This window comes from Roseateles sp. NT4, from assembly GCF_051857475.1.
Taxonomy (GTDB): Bacteria; Pseudomonadota; Gammaproteobacteria; order Burkholderiales; family Burkholderiaceae_C; genus Pelomonas.
On record NZ_JBPZGZ010000002.1, the window covers coordinates 516,968 to 530,331 of the forward strand.

Below are 13,364 nucleotides of genomic sequence, written 5' to 3' on the forward strand. Positions count from 1 at the left end.
TGAAAGCGACCTCCATGCAGCGCATCTTCAACGATCTGTTCGTTCTCGAACTGGCCAACAACCATTGGGGCCGCGTCGACCGCGGGCTGGCCATCATCAATGCCTTCGCCCAGGTCGTGCGCTTCAACAACGTCCGCGCGGCGATCAAGCTGCAGTTCCGCGACGTGGATCACTTCATCTCGCCCAGCTTCAAGGGCCGTGAAGACCTGCGCTACATCAAGAAGACCGAGGCCACCAAGCTGGAGAAGCATGAGTACGCGACGCTGATCAACGCCATCCGCGACCAGGGCTGCATCCCGATGGCGACGGCTTTCGACGAGGCCTCCGTGGACCTCTGCGAGGAGTTCGACCTGCCCATCATCAAGGTCGCCAGCTCGGACCTGAACGACTGGTTCCTGCTCGACCGCATCGCCAAGACCCGCAAACCCGTCATCGTGTCCACCGGTGGCTCGTCCGAGAAGGACATCGACGACCTCGTCACCTTCTTCGCCAACCGCCACATCCCGCTGTCGCTGAACCATTGCGTGTCGCTCTATCCCTCGGAGGACGGCGAGCTGGAGCTCAACCAGATCGACTACCTGCGCGCCCGCTACCCGGATCTTGTCATCGGCTTCTCGACGCACGAATACAGCGACTGGCGCGACTCGATGCTGATGTCCTATGCGAAGGGCGCGCGCACCTGGGAGCGCCACATCGACATCGAGGCCGACGGCATTGCCGTGTCGCCCTACTGCTCACAGCCGCATCAGGTCGACGCCTGGTTCAAGGCCTTCCACAAGGCCCGCGAGATGTGTGGCGCCAGCGGCGACACCAAGCGCATTCCCAGCAAGCGCGAAATCGAATACCTCGACCAGCTCGTGCGCGGCGTCTACCTGAAGCGCGACCTGCCCGCTGGCTACGAGTTCCACCACAACAGCGTGGACCGCGACTTCTACCTGGCCATCCCGCTGCAGAAGGGTCAGCTGTCCTGCCGCGAGGTCATGAACGGCCAGCGCGCTGCGCGCGAGCTCAAGGCGGATGCCGCTTTGATGATCGACGACCTCGAAAGCCCTTACTCCAGCACACCCGCACTGCGCCAGCTGATCTACAACCGCGGTCTGTGAGCGACCTGGCGGCCTTTTTGGCCGAGGACTTCGGCCGCATCGAGCCGCTGGCGCCCGATCTGGACGCGCTGGCAGGTCGGCGCCTTTTCCTGAGCGGCGCCACCGGCTTCTTCGGCAAGAATCTGCTGGCCCTGCTGGACTTCCTGCACCGGCGCGGCTTGCGCTTCGAGGTCGTCGGTCTGAGCCGCAACCCGGAGCGCTTCCTGGCCGAGCAACCCTGGGCCGCGGGCCTTCCCTGGCTCCAACTGCTTGCGGGCGATGCGCGCCAACCCTGGCCGGGCGACGGGCCTTTCGACCTGTTGCTGCATGCCGCCACCGACACCCATGCCGGCGCCCATGTCGATGCCCAGGCGGTCTTCGACGACGCACTGGCCGGCACGCGCCGGGCGCTGGACTTCGCCGCCGACCATGGCGTGCAGCGTCTGCTGCTGACCGGATCGGGCGCGCAGTACGGCTCGATGCCGCCCGAGCCGGGCGGTGTGATGGAGGACGCGCCCGGCGCCTGCGATCCCACCCAAGCGAGCAGCGCCTACGGTGAGGCCAAGCGTGTGTCGGAGCTGCTCGCCACGCTGCATGCGCAGCGACAGGGCAGCGTCGCCGTGCTGACGCGCTGCTTCGCCTTCGTGGGACCGGGCCTGGACCTGAACGGCCATTTCGCCATCGGCAATTTCGTCCGGGACGCGCTGGCCGGCGGTCCGCTGCGCCTCAATTCGGCCGGCCAGGCCGTGCGCAGCTATCTGTATGGCGCCGATCTGGCCTGGTGGCTGCTTCACCTGCTGGTGAATGCGCCGCGGACGGTGGCCGTGAACGTGGGATCCGACCAAGCGCTGACGGTGGCCGAGCTGGCCCTGCTGGCGCGTGACCAGCTCTGCCCTGGGGGCGATGTGCACCTGGGGCCGCCGCAGCCGGACGACGCCCGCCGTCACTACCTGCCCAACATCGAGCGCGCCCGCTCCCTGGGCCTGCGCGACTGGACGGCGCTGCCGCTGGCCATACAGCGCACCGCCGATTGGCATCGCCTCCATGCATGAAGTCGACATGCGCTCTGTCTCCCGCTGGTTGATCTGGCCGGCCACCCAGCGCGCCATCGCGGCGCCGCTGCTTCTGGTCGCCTTGGGCCTGGGCCTGCTGTGCGCGGTCGCATCGGACGACGCGATCATGACGCTGACGATCTGGGCCGCAACCTTGGCGGGCGCCGGTCTGTGCGTGCTGGCCTTTGGGCTGCGACTGCCGGCTCCCGCCAACCGCAACTCCGGCATCACCTATGCAGCGGTTGTGACCGCGACGCTGCTGAGCCTGGGCCTGGCCATCCATGTTCTCGGCATGCGCCAGTTCGGCGGCTACGACATGAGTCTGGTGGTGGACTTCGGCTGGCGCCAGCTGCAGGGGCAGCGCTTTCCCGCCGACTTCCCCAACACCACGCCGCCCAGCTTCCTGCTCGGCACCCTGTGGGCGTTCCAGCTCGGCGGCGTGTCCTGGCAGTCACTCGTCGACGTGTTTGCGCTGTTCTCCCTGGCCTCCATGGTCTGGGTGCTGTGGCTGTGGCGGGCGTTGCTGGGCCGGCCGTGGATGGCCGCACTGCTGGCCACCAGCCTGATCGCCATGGCCATGCTGCCCCTGAGTTCCTGGTGGTACAACCCCATCACCTCGGCCGCCGGCGTGATCTTTGCGCTCTCCTCCGCGCTGACCTGGCTTCGCCCCGGTCAGCGCCGTGCCTGGGTGTCATGGGCCGGCTCGGTCGCCTTGCTGGCCAGCGCCAAGCCCAACGTGGCCGGCGTGATGCTGCTGCCGGTGGCGCTGCTCTTCCTTATCAGTCGCGCGCATCGCGGGCCGGCGGTGCTGGCGGGCCTGATCGCGCTGGCGGGCCTGGAGGGCCTGCTGCGAGCCTACGGCATGAGCCTGGCTGACTTCGTCGCGGGTTACCGCGGCGTGGCTGAACGTGGTGTCGTCATCGGTGCGGGTTTCGTCAACGCATCGGCCCTCGTCGTCGTGACCGCACTCGCGGGCCTGGCCCTGGCTCTGTTGCCCCTGGGGGTACTGGTGCCCCGGACGCTGCGGCCTGGCAGCGACCCGCGCCTGGCCTTCATCGGCGCCGTGACGATCGCAACCGGTGCACTCGCATTCGTCACGTCGGGCGAGGTCAAGCTGGTGGACATGGTGATCATCCATGCCGGCCTGATGATCTGGGCGCTGGCCGTCGGTGTTGCGCCGAGCCTGGATGCCCAGGCTCCCGTTGATGGGCCCGGCCTGGCAGGTCGCTACCTCGTGGCGACAGCTGTGCTGGGCATCTTCATGGGCGCAGGCGTGGCGCTGAGCCGCCAGCGCGTGAGCAGCATCGGACCGCGCACCTTCTTCGAGCACAGCACAAGGCCGGAGCCTTTTGCCGACGGCTTCTTCAAGGGACTGACGGCCGGCCCGCGCCTGCACGGGACCTATGCCGATGTGGCCCGGTTGCTGGAAGGGCAGCCACGGCGCGCCATCTTCTTCGGACCGCGCATGCAGTGGGCCTACGCGGCCTTCAGGCAGGGCTCGCCAGTGGGTGAGCCCGTCTGGTTCCAGCCCGGATTCTCCTTTGCGGTGTCGCGCCAGGATGGTTACTTCGCCGAGGCGTCGAATGGGCGTTTCGAATTGATGGTGTTCCTGAAAGGTGATTACACCTTCTTCCCGCCCGCCTTCATGGCACGGCTGGACCGGCGCTATGAGCGGGTGCCCGGCTTCGAATTCATCGAAGTCTACCGACGTCGACCCGGGTAGTTCAGCGCAGCTGGCGCCGGATATAGAGCCAGGCGCAAACCAGCACGACCAGATAGAGCGTCAGATTGGACGCGAACACGATCGTGCGGTCGTTCTTCACCGTGAAGATGACCAGGGGCAGAAACAGCACCGAAAGCCGCAACGCCAATGTGGATGCTGCGCCGCGCGGCAGGATGAAGGCGAAGCCCATCAGCCAGGTCAGATACCACTCCTGGTTGGATGCGTTGACGAGCACGAAATACAGCAGCGTGGCCATCAGGCACAACTCGACGCCTGCCTCAAAGGGTTCGCGCCTCAGCCTTGGCCAGTAGCGCCAGCACAGCAGCGCATAGGCGGCCATGTAGGCCAGGCGAAGCACGCCGCCGATGTCCTCGGGCGAGATCAGCGCGGCCTGCACATCGAGCAAGGGCGGCAGCACGTACTGGGTCAACCCGTCGATCAGATGGAAGATGCTGTTGCGATAGACGCCCACGCCCGTGCTGACAACTTGGGACACACGCTCCGAGGACGCCGGATAGAGCTGCTGCAGGGCCAGCACGGCAAGCACGAAACCAGCGCCCAACAACAGCGCACGGCGCCAGTCGGCCCAGCGCAGCCGCGGCCCGGCAGCTTGCAGCAGCGCCATCGCCATGAAGATGGGCAGGAAGACCAGCGGGAAGTACTTCAGGCTGAAGGCTGCACCCAAGGCCGCGCCGGCGGCCAACGTCAGCCGTCTCTGCAGCAGGCACAGCGCACCCAGGATGCAGACGTTCATCAGGTGATCGTTGTGCGCGCAGGTCAGCACGCTGAAGAGGATCAGCGGATTGGCGGCATAGCCGAACAGCGCGGCGCGGCGCCATGGCTGCGGCGCCAGGCGGTAGACCATGGCACTGGCCGCCGCATGCAGGCCAAGATAGAGGGTCTTGTGCAACGCCAGCGCCAGCTTGATGCTGCCGCCGGACAACGCCGCAACGCCGGCCGCCAATTTCTGGAAAGCCGGTCCGTACGAAGTCGTGCCCTGCATGAATGGCGGATGCACGTTGCCAAACATCGGCTCGCTCAGATAGCCGGGCACCGAGGCCATGGCGTGCAGATAGGGGTTCAGCCCGTAGTGCGCGTCCACCCAGCCGGTGCCGATATAGAAGAACACGTCGGGACTGACCCAGGGCATGCCGAAGGCAAACACCACGGACAGCGCCGCGCAACTGGCGGCGATCCGCCGCACGGACCAGGCCTCAGGTTGCCGTGCCAAGCCAAGCACGATGCCGGCATAGAGAGCGCCGAGCAGCGCAAAAGCCAGCAGATGCAGCAGCCGGCCCTGCAACACCCTCTCGCTGATGACGCGATAGCCGTCGCTGAACAGGCCGACGAAAAAGTCGAATTCGTAGGCGGTCAATCGCAGCGGCGACTGCCACCACAGCCGTGCTGACACCGCCATGGTCAGCAGCGCGCAGCCCAGATAGGCCCAGAACAGCCAGCCGATGGCGCGGCCGGCGCGCGCCTCGGTCATTCGCGCGGCCCGCCCGAATGCCGCGGCAGCGCGTCGCCCGGCGGCAGGTTCACGCGCTCCTTCTCCACCACCAGCGGCCGTTTGCTGACCTGGGTGTGGATGGCGGCCACGTATTCGCCCACCAGGCCGATGAAGAAGAGCTGCACCGCACCGAAGAAGAACAGGCCGATGATGACCGGCGCGGTACCGATGGCGAAGTAGTCCCAGAACAGCAGCTTGGCCAGCAGATAGCCCAGTGACACCAGCAGGCTGAGCGCGCTCAGCGTGAAGCCAGCCAGCGTGGCCAGGCGCAGCGGCAGCTTGGAATGACTCGTCAGCCCCAGCATGGCCAGGTCGTAGAGGGTGTAGAAGTTGTTCTTGGTGATGCCGCGAACGCGGGCGGGTTGCTCGAACTCCACCGTCGCGTAGTGGATGCCCAGTTCGGCGATGAGGCCGCGGAAATAGGGATAGGGGTCGCCCAGCTCGCGGATCATGTCCACCACCGAGCGGTCGTAGAGGCCGAAACCCGTGAAGTTGGCGATCAGCGGCACGTCGGCCATGCGGCCCAGCGCGCGGTAGTAGAACCGCCGCAGCACGGCCATGGCCCAGGTTTCGCGCGAACTCGGCTTGACGCCCAGTGCGATCAGCTCGCCGGCGCGCCAGTGCTCGACGAATTTGCCGATCAGCTCCGGTGGATCCTGCAGGTCGGAGGCCATGCAGATGACGGCCTGGCCGCTGGCCTGGTACATGCCGTGCAGCGGCGAGCGCACATGGCCGAAATTGCGCGCGTTGACGATGAGCTTGACGCGCGGATCGACGGCGGCAATCGCCTTTACCCGGGCGACGGTGTCGTCCGTGGAGCCGTTGTCCAGGAAGATGTGCTCGAACTCGAAATCCGACGCCGGGCCGCCGTTTTCAAACTGGGCCTTGATGCGCTGGTGCAGCTCGACGACGTTGTCGGCCTCGTTCAGGCAGCTGGTGACGATGCTGATCAGGGTCATGCGGCCGCATCCTAGGGCCTGGCCGCAGGCTCCGGAACTCAGGGGGCGGCGGCGTGCGGTGCGCCCGCGGCGGCAGCGAGAACGGGTTCACGCTCCGGCAGGATGTAGACCAGGCTCTTGCCGGCCCCCAGCGTCGGCAGCACGACCTGGTCGAAGAAGGCCGGGTCGACGACGACGCAACCCAGGGTGATGCGGCGATCCTCCAGCTTGGCCGAAGCGAGCCGCTCAGAGCGGCGCTGGCTGGCCGGTGCGGGACGCAGGCGGTGGATGGCGAGGTTGGCCTCGTAATCGAACCAGACGATGCGCTCGCCGTTCAGGTTGCGGCCAGGCTGGGCCTCGAAGCGGCCGGATGGCGTCACGCGCTCATTGACCTTCAGGGCCGACGGCTCCTTGCCGCGCGAACTCTGGGGCTCCTGGTCGCCGGGCGTCAGGCCGAGCAGCACGGGGGCGCGGCCGACCAGGCTGCCGTCAGCGGCGTAGATGGACAGCGTCGCCTGGCGCTTGTCGACGATGGCAAAAGGGCGGTTGTCTCCCGCGTCGCTGGCGACAGGGCGTGAGATGACCTGCGCGCTCGGGGAAGCAGCCGCAACGACGCTCCACACCGTGGCCATGCCACACAAGACTGCCTTGGCCCGAACCGCCCAACTGCTGCCCACTCGATGCCCCCAGGAACTTGGCGGCGCAACCTTCGCGCCTGCCTTGCGGGCAGTCTAGGGAGGGGATCTTGTAACCAACAGTCGAGAAGTTCACGGTTTGGCGCTGTTACCTCGCCGCGACCCAGCCTGGGCCAGCATTTGCGGAGGCGCGGCGGCTGGGAAGAAGGCCATCAGCGGCTGCTTTTCCGGCAGAACATAAACGACGGCACGGCTCTGGCCCAGGTTGGGAAGTACGGTGCGCTCGAAGAACTCGACGGGAACGTTGATGCAGCCCCAGCTGATGCGGTTGTCGGCCGCTGTCGGGGTGGCCAGGCGCTCCAGGCGGCGCTCCGCGGGGTTGCTGTTGATGACGCGGTGCATGGAGACAGCCGCGTCGTAGTCCACCCAGACCACTTCCTTGCCATCGGCATTGCGGCCGGGTGTCGAGACGAAGCGGCCTGCGGGCGTGGTGCGCTCCTGCGGCTTGATCTCTTCGATGCTCTTGTTGCCGATGCCGGCGACCGTGGTGTCCCCGGACGCATAGCCGAGCAGCACTGGGCTGGTGCCGAGCAGGCGGCCGCCGGGCGCGAAGACGTAGACCTGGGCGCGGCGCTTGTCGACGATGGCGAAGGCGCTGCTGCCGTTGTCGGCTTCGCGAACCGCCCAGGCGGCAACGCGCGTCACATCCAGCGGCGCGCGCACCTTGCCGAAATCGAGCTGGCGCTCGATGGGCGCGGCGGGCGGCTGGGCGGCAACGGGCGCTTTGGCGATCCCCGCTACGCGATGGACCGGCGCCACCACGGGCTTGCGCTTGAAGCTGCCGCCAAAGAAGGTGAAGAAGACGGCCAAGGCCAGGGCAGCGATGACGCTGCCCTGGGCGAGGCCGATGAGGATGTCACGCCGCCGGGTGTCGGCGGCGAGTTCGGCGCGTGCTCCGAAATGCATGGCAGGTGACGGAGGCAGCGCCTGGCAACGGCCGATCAGTGACGGTCAGCGCGGGGGGCGGGCGTGGCCGGCTGGTCGTAGGACGGGCTCGGCGTCGTCGTCGTGGTGGTCGTCGTGTCGGTCGTCGTGGTGGTCGGCGTCGCAGCGGTACTGTCGACCGGCGGCGTCACCTTGGCCGGGTCGTCGGCGGGGGCGGGCTGCTGGACGGCAGCGGTGCTGTCAGTCGGCATGGCGTTGACATCGGCCGGCGCTGCGTTCGGATCGGCCGGGGTCTGTTCGCTCAGGGGAGCGGCGGTCGATGCGGCCACCGGATCGGTGGGCTGCTTCTGATCTTCGGTCTGCGCAACAGCCAGGCCGATGCCGCTGACGAGAACGACGGCGGTCAATGCGCTGGTGACGGTCTTGAGGGTGGACATGGGAAGCTCCTTTTCAGTCAGTGCGGTGGCCGACTAGCAATGCCGACCGGCGGGGGTGCCGGGCATTTCCACCGCGGCTGAACCCACTCTATGACCGCGACTTCGCTCCGGGCGTCGGCCCCGAGCGTCATCTCACGTAGGAGGCATCCCCGGTCCGTAGCGCCCGGTCACGCCGTGTAACCGCCCCGCTCAGAGCTTGAAGTCGTAGTCGATGGTCAGCGGCGCATGGTCGCTGAACATCTGCCCCGTGTAGATGGCCTCGGCCTTGGCCAGCGCCGCGATGCCGGGTGTTGCCAGGTGATAGTCCAGCCGCCACCCGACGTTGTTGGCGCGCGCTGCACCGCGGGCGCTCCACCAGGTGTATTGCTCAGCCTTGTCGTTCAGCGTGCGGAACACATCGACCAGGCCGCCCCCTTCAGCGCCGGCGTCGAACAGGGTGGTCAGCCAGGCACGCTCCTCGGGCAGGAAGCCGCTGTTCTTCTGGTTGCCACGCCAGTTCTTCAGGTCGATTTCCTTGTGGGCGATGTTGACGTCGGCCACCAGGATGAATTCGCGCTCGGCCTTCAGCGCCATCAGGTGCGGGCGCATGGCGGCCAGGAAGCGGTACTTGACCGCTTGGCGCTCCTCGCCGCTGGTGCCGCTGGGGAAGTAGACGCTGATGAGGCTGAGCTTGCGGCCGGGCTTGTCGAAGCGCTTCTCGACCCAGCGGCCCTCGCTGTCGAACTCGGTGATGCCAAGACCCGTGATGAGGTCGCTGGGCTCCTCTTTCGTATAGAGGCCGACGCCCGAGTAGCCCTTCTTCTCGGCGTAGTGGAAATGACCCGCGAGCTTGTCGCAGTGGCGGAACTTGGCCTCCACCACGTCGGCCTGCGCCTTGATCTCCTGCACGCCGACGGCGTCGGCCTGCTGCTGGTCCAGCCACTCGAAGAAGCCCTTGCTGGCGGCGGAACGCACGCCGTTGAGATTGGCGGTGATGAATCGCATGGGAACTGGGGGGAGGGTTTGACCTGAAGAAGTATCGCAGTGCAGCAAACGCACAACACAAGCCGCAGGCTTTCATCATCAAACGGTCACGTGATCTTTACGATCCCGTAGGAATCAGAGGCGTTACGAGCGCCCATTTTTTCGCCCCCGCATGCCCTTCCCCCCGTCAACCCGAGGATTTCTCATGCCGAACCCCCGCCTTTCATTGACCCTGCTCGCGCTCGCGCTGGGCACGGCCTTCCCGATGCAGGCCGCGCTGGCGCAAGCCGCCGCCACGCCGGAAGCCAAGAAGGACGTCAGCCAGCTCGAGGCCGTCATCGTGACCGGCAGCCGCCGCTCCGAGAACCTGAAGGAAGTGCCGCTGTCCATCTCGGCCATCAAGTCCGAGGACCTGGACACCTACAACGCCAGCGGCCAGGACGTGCGCGCGCTGTCCGGCAAGGTGCCCAGCCTGAACATCGAGTCCGACTACGGCCGTACCTTCCCGCGCTTCTACGTGCGCGGCCTGGGCAACACCGACTTCGACATGAACGCGTCCCAGCCCGTGGGCCTGGTCTATGACGACGTCGTGCAGGAAAGCATCGCGCTGAAGGGCTTCCCGGTCTTCGACATGGCCCAGGTGGAACTGCTGCGCGGCCCGCAGGGCACGCTGTTCGGCCGCAACTCGCCGGCCGGCGTCATGAAGTTCGACTCGGCCAAGCCGGGCAAGAAGTTCGAGGGCTACGCCAACATTGGCTACGGCCGCTGGAACTCCGTCAACCTGGAAACGGCCGTCAACGTGCCGCTCAGCCCCGACTGGTCCATGCGCGTGGCCGGCATCGTGCAACGCCAGGACGACCGCGTCCACAACCCCATTGCCGCGACGGCCGGCGGCACGGCCGACCTCGAGGGCTACAACGACAAGGCGCTGCGTCTGCAGGCCCTGTACAAGAACGGTGGCTTCGAGGGTCTTTTCAAGGTCCAGGCCCGTGACTTCAAGGGCACGGCGACGACCTTCCGCGCCAACATCATGAAGCGCGGCACCAACGACCTCGTCGACGGCTACGACGACAGCTACTACCCCACCGACGGCTACAACTCGCAGACGCTGAAGTCCAGCGAGATCAGCGCGCGCCTGCGCTGGGACTTCGACGGCGTGTCGCTGTACTCCATCACCGCCCACGACCGCGCCAAGTTCTACAGCCGCGGCGACGTGGACGGCGGCTTCGGCAGCCGCTTCGGCGGCATCGCCGACGGCCCGAAGTACTACCCCTCGGGCTCGACGACGCCCTACCCCTCGGTCATCCCGTTTGACTCGCAGACGGCCGACGGCATCCCCTATCTGCGCCAGACGACGCAGGAATTCCGCCTGCAGTCCAACACCAGCGCGCCCTTCCAGTGGATCGCCGGCCTGTACTACTTCAACGAGAAGCTGCAGGTGGACAGCTTCAACTTCGACAGCTTTGCCGCCGGCGACCCGCAGAACGGCTACGCCGTGCAGCACCAGGAAGCCAAGTCCTGGGCGGCCTTCGGCAATGTGAAGTTCGCCATCACGCCGGACTTCAAGATCACGGCCGGCCTGCGCTACACCGACGACAAGAAGGACTTTGACGCCGTGCGCACCTGGACGCCGGGCAAGGCCAACAACGTCGACATCATCGGCCCCTTCTACACCCACCCCAAGTCGACGAACTGGAGCTGGGACTTCGGCGCCAACTACAACCTCGACAAGTCCACCAGCGTGTTCGCGCGCGTCGCCACCGGCTACCGCGCACCGTCCATCCAGGGCCGCGTGCTGTTCGGCGACTCGATCTCGGTCGCCAACTCCGAGAAGGTGCTGTCCGTCGAGGCCGGCTTCAAGGCCGACCTGCTGGACAACACCGCCCGCATCAGCGGCACGGTGTTCAAGTACCGCGTCAAGGACATGCAGCTGACCGCCGGCTCGGGTTCGACCAACCAGAACCGCCTCGTCAACGCCGCCAAGGCCGAGGGCCAGGGCTTCGAGCTGGATGCCCAGGCCATCATCGCGCGCGACTGGCGCACGACGCTGGGCTTCTCGTACAACGACACCAAGATCAAGGACCCCAACCTCTTCGTGCAGCCCTGCGGCAATGCCAACTTCCAGTTCCTGGAAGCCAACACGGGTTGCACGGTGCTGGATCCGGCCGGCCCGCTGGCGGGCACCGTCAGCATCAACGGCAACCCCCTGCCGCGCGCACCCAAGGTCACCTGGAACTGGACGCTCAAGTACAGCGTCGAGCTGGGCAACGGCGAGCTGAGCGTGCTGACCGACTGGGCCTACAAGGACAAATACAACATGTTCCTGTATGAGGCCGTCGAGTACCGCGCCAAGGCGGCCCTGGAAGGCGGCCTGCGCGCCGGCTACGCCTGGGCCAATGGCAAGTACGAAGTCGCTGCCTATTCGCGCAACATCACCAACCACCGCCAGACGGTCGCCGCCATCGACTTCGACAACCTGACCGGCATCGTCAACGAGCCCCGCAGCTACGGCGTTCAGTTCAAGGCCAGCTTCTGACAGTGCGGGACAGACCTGCCCAGGTACTCCTGGGCTGCTCTGTCCTCACCTGACTCAGCGGGTTGGTGACCCGCAAGACGACAAGCGGGCCTGGCCCGCGACTTGGTGAAAACCACGCATGGCCCGGCCCCCCTTCTAGGGGTCGGGCCTGTTTTTTTGACCCCTAGAATCTTTGTCACATGTCCGCCGCGCCTACCCCGTCTGTCGCTGATCCCCTCGCCCAGTCCTTCGTCGCCTTCGCCGTGGAGGCTGGCGTGCTGCGTTTCGGGGAATTCAAGACAAAGGCTGGACGCCTCAGCCCCTACTTCTTCAACGCCGGCCTCTTCGATGACGGCGCCAAGCTCGGCCGTCTGGCCGGCTTCTATGCCGAGCGCCTGATCGCGTCGGGCCTGGCCTTCGACATGATCTTCGGCCCCGCCTACAAGGGCATCACGCTGGCCGCCGCCGTCTCGATGGAGCTGGCGCGCCGCGGCCGCAATGTGCCCTTTGCCTACAACCGCAAGGAAGCCAAGGATCACGGCGAAGGTGGCACCCTGGTCGGCGCCCCGGTCCAGGGCCGCGTCCTCATCATCGACGACGTCATTTCCGCCGGCACCTCGGTGCGGGAGTCCATCCAGATGATCGAAGCCGCCGGCGCCACGCCCTGCGGCGTCAGCATCGCGCTGGACCGCCAGGAGAAAGCCGCCGAGGGCGGTGTCGACAGTCCACAATCGGCCGTGCAGCAAGTGCAGCAGCGCTACGGCCTGCCGGTCGTCGCCGTGGCGGGTCTTGCCGACCTGCTGGCCTTTCTGGAGGGTGCGCCGGAACTGGCCGCCCATCGCCCGGCCGTTCTGGCCTACCGAGAGCGTTACGGGGTCTGATGCGTATCCTGCCCGTCGTTGCCGGACTGTTCGTCGCCAGCACCGCGCTGGCACAGGATGCCGCGCCCACCCGGGGCATCTACACCTGCACGACGGCCGATGGCCGCAAGCTGACGGGCGACCGCCCGATTCCCGAATGCACGGCGCGCGAGCAGCGGGTGCTGAACCCCGACGGCTCGCAGCGTTCGACGCTGCCGCCCTTTCTCAGCCCCGAGGATCGCGCCAACAAGGAAGCGGCCGATCGCCGCGCCGCCGCTGAGCGCCTTGCGCAGCTGGACGCCATCCGCCGCGACCGCACGCTGATGCTGCGCTACCCCAACGAGGCCGCTCACCAGCGTGCGCGCAATGCGGCGTTGGACGATGCCACCAAGGCCATGCGCAGCTCCGAGCGCCGCATCAAGGACCTGAACGTCGAGCGCAAGCCCCTGCTGGATGAGGCCGAGTTCTACAAGGGCAAGACGCTGCCGGCCAAGCTCAAGCAGTCCCTGGACGCCAACGATGCCAGCATCGAGGCCCAGGAAGTGCTCATCGAGAACCAGAAGTCCGAACTCGTGCGCGTCAACAAGAGTTTCGACGCCGAACTGGCCCGGCTGAAGAAGCTCTGGGCCGGCACCCCGCCGGGCACGCTGCCGCCCCTGGGCGAGTTGCCCCCGACAACACCGCCGCCGACGCCCAAGCGCTGA

At 66.8% G+C, this 13,364-nt stretch carries 12 protein-coding genes; 6 read left to right on the forward strand and 6 right to left on the reverse strand.

Going from position 1 to position 13,364, the window contains the following annotated elements:
- Positions 1-14 precede the first annotated feature (14 nt).
- The 3 genes from ACS5PN_RS12015 to ACS5PN_RS12025 are packed head-to-tail and all read left to right on the forward strand — an operon-like array spanning position 15 to position 3,857.
- A complete protein-coding gene (locus tag ACS5PN_RS12015; RefSeq protein ID WP_439464187.1) occupies positions 15-1,103 on the forward strand; it encodes an N-acetylneuraminate synthase family protein in 1,089 nt (362 codons plus the stop codon).
- Positions 1,100-2,134, forward strand: a complete 1,035-nt coding sequence (locus tag ACS5PN_RS12020) for an NAD-dependent epimerase/dehydratase family protein (RefSeq protein WP_439464188.1) — start codon at positions 1,100-1,102, stop codon at positions 2,132-2,134. Before ACS5PN_RS12015 ends, ACS5PN_RS12020 begins: the two co-directional genes overlap by 4 nt.
- A gap of 7 nt (positions 2,135-2,141) precedes the next feature.
- Complete coding sequence (locus ACS5PN_RS12025; protein ID WP_439464189.1) at positions 2,142-3,857, forward strand: hypothetical protein; 1,716 nt, start codon at positions 2,142-2,144, stop codon at positions 3,855-3,857.
- 1 nt (position 3,858) lies between these two features.
- On the opposite strand, the gene ACS5PN_RS12030 is transcribed toward ACS5PN_RS12025, so the two are convergent.
- The 6 genes from ACS5PN_RS12030 to ACS5PN_RS12055 all read right to left on the reverse strand — a co-directional run bounded on the left by ACS5PN_RS12030 (position 3,859) and on the right by ACS5PN_RS12055 (position 9,306).
- Complete coding sequence (locus ACS5PN_RS12030) at positions 3,859-5,346, reverse strand: hypothetical protein (RefSeq protein WP_439464190.1); 1,488 nt, start codon at positions 5,344-5,346, stop codon at positions 3,859-3,861.
- Complete coding sequence (locus tag ACS5PN_RS12035) at positions 5,343-6,326, reverse strand: glycosyltransferase family 2 protein (RefSeq protein ID WP_439464191.1); 984 nt, start codon at positions 6,324-6,326, stop codon at positions 5,343-5,345. The genes ACS5PN_RS12030 and ACS5PN_RS12035 overlap by 4 nt, the downstream gene beginning before the upstream one ends.
- A gap of 38 nt (positions 6,327-6,364) precedes the next feature.
- Positions 6,365-6,937 carry a L,D-transpeptidase gene (locus tag ACS5PN_RS12040; protein WP_439464192.1) on the reverse strand — a complete coding sequence of 191 codons (573 nt, stop codon included), beginning with the start codon at positions 6,935-6,937 and terminating at the stop codon, positions 6,365-6,367.
- A 135-nt stretch (positions 6,938-7,072) separates the two neighbouring features.
- Positions 7,073-7,906 carry a hypothetical protein gene (locus ACS5PN_RS12045; RefSeq protein ID WP_439464193.1) on the reverse strand — a complete coding sequence of 278 codons (834 nt, stop codon included), beginning with the start codon at positions 7,904-7,906 and terminating at the stop codon, positions 7,073-7,075.
- A gap of 35 nt (positions 7,907-7,941) precedes the next feature.
- A complete protein-coding gene (locus tag ACS5PN_RS12050; protein WP_439464194.1) occupies positions 7,942-8,322 on the reverse strand; it encodes a hypothetical protein in 381 nt (126 codons plus the stop codon).
- Between the two features lie 189 nt (positions 8,323-8,511).
- A complete protein-coding gene (locus ACS5PN_RS12055) occupies positions 8,512-9,306 on the reverse strand; it encodes an exodeoxyribonuclease III (RefSeq protein WP_439464195.1) in 795 nt (264 codons plus the stop codon).
- Between the two features lie 184 nt (positions 9,307-9,490).
- Between ACS5PN_RS12055 and ACS5PN_RS12060 the strand changes: the two genes are divergently transcribed.
- The 3 genes from ACS5PN_RS12060 (at position 9,491) to ACS5PN_RS12070 (ending at position 13,364) form a co-directional block, all read left to right on the forward strand.
- Positions 9,491-11,821 carry a TonB-dependent receptor gene (locus ACS5PN_RS12060; protein ID WP_439464196.1) on the forward strand — a complete coding sequence of 777 codons (2,331 nt, stop codon included), beginning with the start codon at positions 9,491-9,493 and terminating at the stop codon, positions 11,819-11,821.
- 179 nt (positions 11,822-12,000) lie between these two features.
- Positions 12,001-12,681: an orotate phosphoribosyltransferase gene (gene pyrE / locus ACS5PN_RS12065; RefSeq protein WP_439464197.1), complete on the forward strand. Its 681-nt coding sequence runs from the start codon at positions 12,001-12,003 to the stop codon at positions 12,679-12,681.
- Positions 12,681-13,364 (forward strand): hypothetical protein, encoded by a 684-nt coding sequence (locus ACS5PN_RS12070; RefSeq protein ID WP_439464198.1) that lies wholly within the window; start codon positions 12,681-12,683, stop codon positions 13,362-13,364. Before pyrE ends, ACS5PN_RS12070 begins: the two co-directional genes overlap by 1 nt.

Coding starts and splice junctions, on each gene's coding strand:
- ACS5PN_RS12015 (WP_439464187.1), top strand. CDS start 15: ATGCAGCGCATCTTCAACGATCTGTTCGTTCTCGAACTGGCCAACAAC.
- ACS5PN_RS12025 (WP_439464189.1), top strand. CDS start 2,142: ATGCGCTCTGTCTCCCGCTGGTTGATCTGGCCGGCCACCCAGCGCGCC.
- ACS5PN_RS12030 (WP_439464190.1), bottom strand. CDS start 5,346: ATGACCGAGGCGCGCGCCGGCCGCGCCATCGGCTGGCTGTTCTGGGCC.
- ACS5PN_RS12035 (WP_439464191.1), bottom strand. CDS start 6,326: ATGACCCTGATCAGCATCGTCACCAGCTGCCTGAACGAGGCCGACAAC.
- ACS5PN_RS12040 (WP_439464192.1), bottom strand. CDS start 6,937: ATGGCCACGGTGTGGAGCGTCGTTGCGGCTGCTTCCCCGAGCGCGCAG.
- ACS5PN_RS12045 (WP_439464193.1), bottom strand. CDS start 7,906: ATGCATTTCGGAGCACGCGCCGAACTCGCCGCCGACACCCGGCGGCGT.
- ACS5PN_RS12050 (WP_439464194.1), bottom strand. CDS start 8,322: ATGTCCACCCTCAAGACCGTCACCAGCGCATTGACCGCCGTCGTTCTC.
- ACS5PN_RS12055 (WP_439464195.1), bottom strand. CDS start 9,306: ATGCGATTCATCACCGCCAATCTCAACGGCGTGCGTTCCGCCGCCAGC.
- ACS5PN_RS12060 (WP_439464196.1), top strand. CDS start 9,491: ATGCCGAACCCCCGCCTTTCATTGACCCTGCTCGCGCTCGCGCTGGGC.
- pyrE (WP_439464197.1), top strand. CDS start 12,001: ATGTCCGCCGCGCCTACCCCGTCTGTCGCTGATCCCCTCGCCCAGTCC.
- ACS5PN_RS12070 (WP_439464198.1), top strand. CDS start 12,681: ATGCGTATCCTGCCCGTCGTTGCCGGACTGTTCGTCGCCAGCACCGCG.